Annotated in this window: 2 protein-coding genes; both read right to left on the bottom strand. The window is 55.8% G+C overall.

Translation table 11 applies throughout. The annotated features are described in order from the left end of the window. Window positions 1–1,485, bottom strand: a 1,485-nt coding sequence (locus IE097_RS19165; RefSeq protein ID WP_189462497.1) for a hypothetical protein, incomplete at its 3' end; no start/stop codon positions are given. 60 nt (window positions 1,486–1,545) lie between these two features. After that, window positions 1,546–2,312, bottom strand: a 767-nt coding sequence (locus IE097_RS19160; RefSeq protein WP_189462496.1) for a response regulator, incomplete at its 5' end; no start/stop codon positions are given.

Raw genomic sequence — 2,312 nt, 5'->3', positions numbered from 1 at the left:
GAATGCCGACTTGGCCTTGTTGGCGGCATCGGCGGCGCTTTTGGCGCTGGCCAGTGCCAGCTCGGCGTTCTTGCGGTCGCTGTTATCGTAAAAGGCACAAAACAGCGCCGGAAGACCCTCATGCTGAACTTCAATCAGCTTCACCGTGAGGTGCTGAAGCTGACTGCCACCGGGAGGATGCGCCTCGATCTCGGCCTCGATCACACCGGGCTCCCGTGCCTCAGCCGGCGGAAGTGCAAGAAAGAAATCCCGCAAACTCCAGCGTGCATCGCCCTTTCGGACCTCCAGCTTCAACAACTCGCGAGAAAGTTCGTTCTGGATCAATACCACACCATATTTCCGCTGCAATAAACACAAGGCAACCGGCGACAACTCCATCAAGGTTTGAAGCAGATCACGCCCCCTGACGAAGCGCTCGGCATTTTCCCGTGAAGGTTCAATTACATGGCGACGAATCTGCCCAGCAGTCCAGAGTATGCTGACGAGTCCGAAAACGAAAAGAACCAACGACGCAGCAATTCCGCCCGCACGTGCGGCAACCATCGCCGACAACGGAACAACATAGGTCATACGCCAATGGCTCAGATTTCCAGAAAAAAATATCATCAACTGCAATTGTTTCCAGTCGAAATCCGTTCTGACAATCTGATCCATCACTCCGATCTTTGCCGCAACTCGAGGCTCTTCCTTCAATGAGGCATCAGAAAAAACCAGATTACCAGCAGGATCATGCAACACCAGTTGCATTCCATATTTCTGCAACGTTTGATGTTCAACAAGATCCGACACGGAAACCTCGCTAACAGCATAAGCAACAAGATGACCTTCCAGATTGAAAATTGGCGAATAGCAAGCACTCACTAGCTTTGAATCAAACGCACTCACATATACTGGAATCCAGACAGCACTTCCTTGCAACGACTTGGTAGCCCTGCGCGAAAAACTCTTGAAAATGGGGACGCCGGCCTTTCTCAACATTACCTGCTTATCAGCATCCCCCCTCCCGCCTGCAAAACCTGGACCAGACAATTGCGAAGCGCCAAACAAAGATTGGCCATCGGAAGAAATCAGAAATCGCCTTCCTTTCACCTCAACACCGTGCCACGCAAAACCATTCACAATGGAGAACAATTCCGCCTGTCGAAAAAACTCAACAGACGCATCAGCGACCTTCCCACTGGAATCAATGGTCGGAACGCTCTGGATGCTAAAAAGAGGAAACTGCTCCAGCTTTTGCGCAGGATCGGCCACTTTCAATTCAACTTGTGGCACCAATTTGGCAAAGGACGAAACAAACCAGGCTTCAGACTGCCCCCGCAAGACAAGATAAGTTGCATGCTGACGCGCCAAGCTGTCGTACTCAATTCTCGCTTTCTGAAACAGCACGTAGGCATGAAAAATGAAGAATACACACAATAAAAAAATGGCGAATACGATCGCACTATTCAGCAAAAATTCAGAAAGCTGGAATTGCCTCTTTTTCACGTTCCGACCTCTGAAGTTTTGCTGCCAATCACAATCAACCTTAACCCTATGTATACAACATCAGAGCGCTAACATTTTCCAGCTCAGCATACTGTTGGGGTTTACAAGCTGTCGCAGCGCTTGTCTCAGTCCAGCCAAGGACAGCGGCTTGGGCAAGTAAGCGTCCATTCCCGCCGCCAAACAACGCGCGCCCTCCTCGCTTTGCGCATTTGCCGTCACCCCGATGATCGGCACCCGAATCCCGTCGGCCCGCAGCTGCCGGGTCAGCGCATAGCCGTCCAGATGCGGCATGTTCACGTCGGTCAGCATCACGTCACAACGTTCGCCCCGCTGCCAGCGCTGCAGCGCTTCGCGCCCGTCTGCGGCCAGGCTTACCGTGCAGCCCAGCTGCTCCAGCTGTTCGGTCAGCACCAGCTGGTTGATCGGGTGGTCTTCCACCACCAGGACATGCAGCGGTTTGCCCGCCACCGGAAGAGCGGCTGATGCGGTGTGCGCAGGATGCGGTTCCCGGCCTGCGGCCAGGCGTAGCGCAGTCAGAATGCCGCGCTGGCTCAAGCCGTTCACGTGCCAGCCGTCCTTGCGCCATTCGGGCACCGGTGTGCCTTCGGGCTCCAGCCAGACCGCTTGGCTACCGGGCACGACCGGACGGTGCGGCCAGGCTACCAGCAGCAGCCCGGCCGGTTCCAGTGCCGCCCCGTCGGTAAACGGCTGGCCCTGGCCACCGGCGTACCGCACCAGACCGAGCAGGTTCTCGCGCAGATCGCCGGCGCTGGCCAGCACGTGTACCGGCGGCACGCCCGCCAGACTGGCCGGTTGCCGCCGTTCGG

This window comes from Jeongeupia chitinilytica (assembly GCF_014652315.1).
Classification (GTDB): domain Bacteria; phylum Pseudomonadota; class Gammaproteobacteria; order Burkholderiales; family Chitinibacteraceae; genus Jeongeupia; species Jeongeupia chitinilytica.
This window is presented reverse-complemented; position numbering and strand designations above follow the sequence as displayed.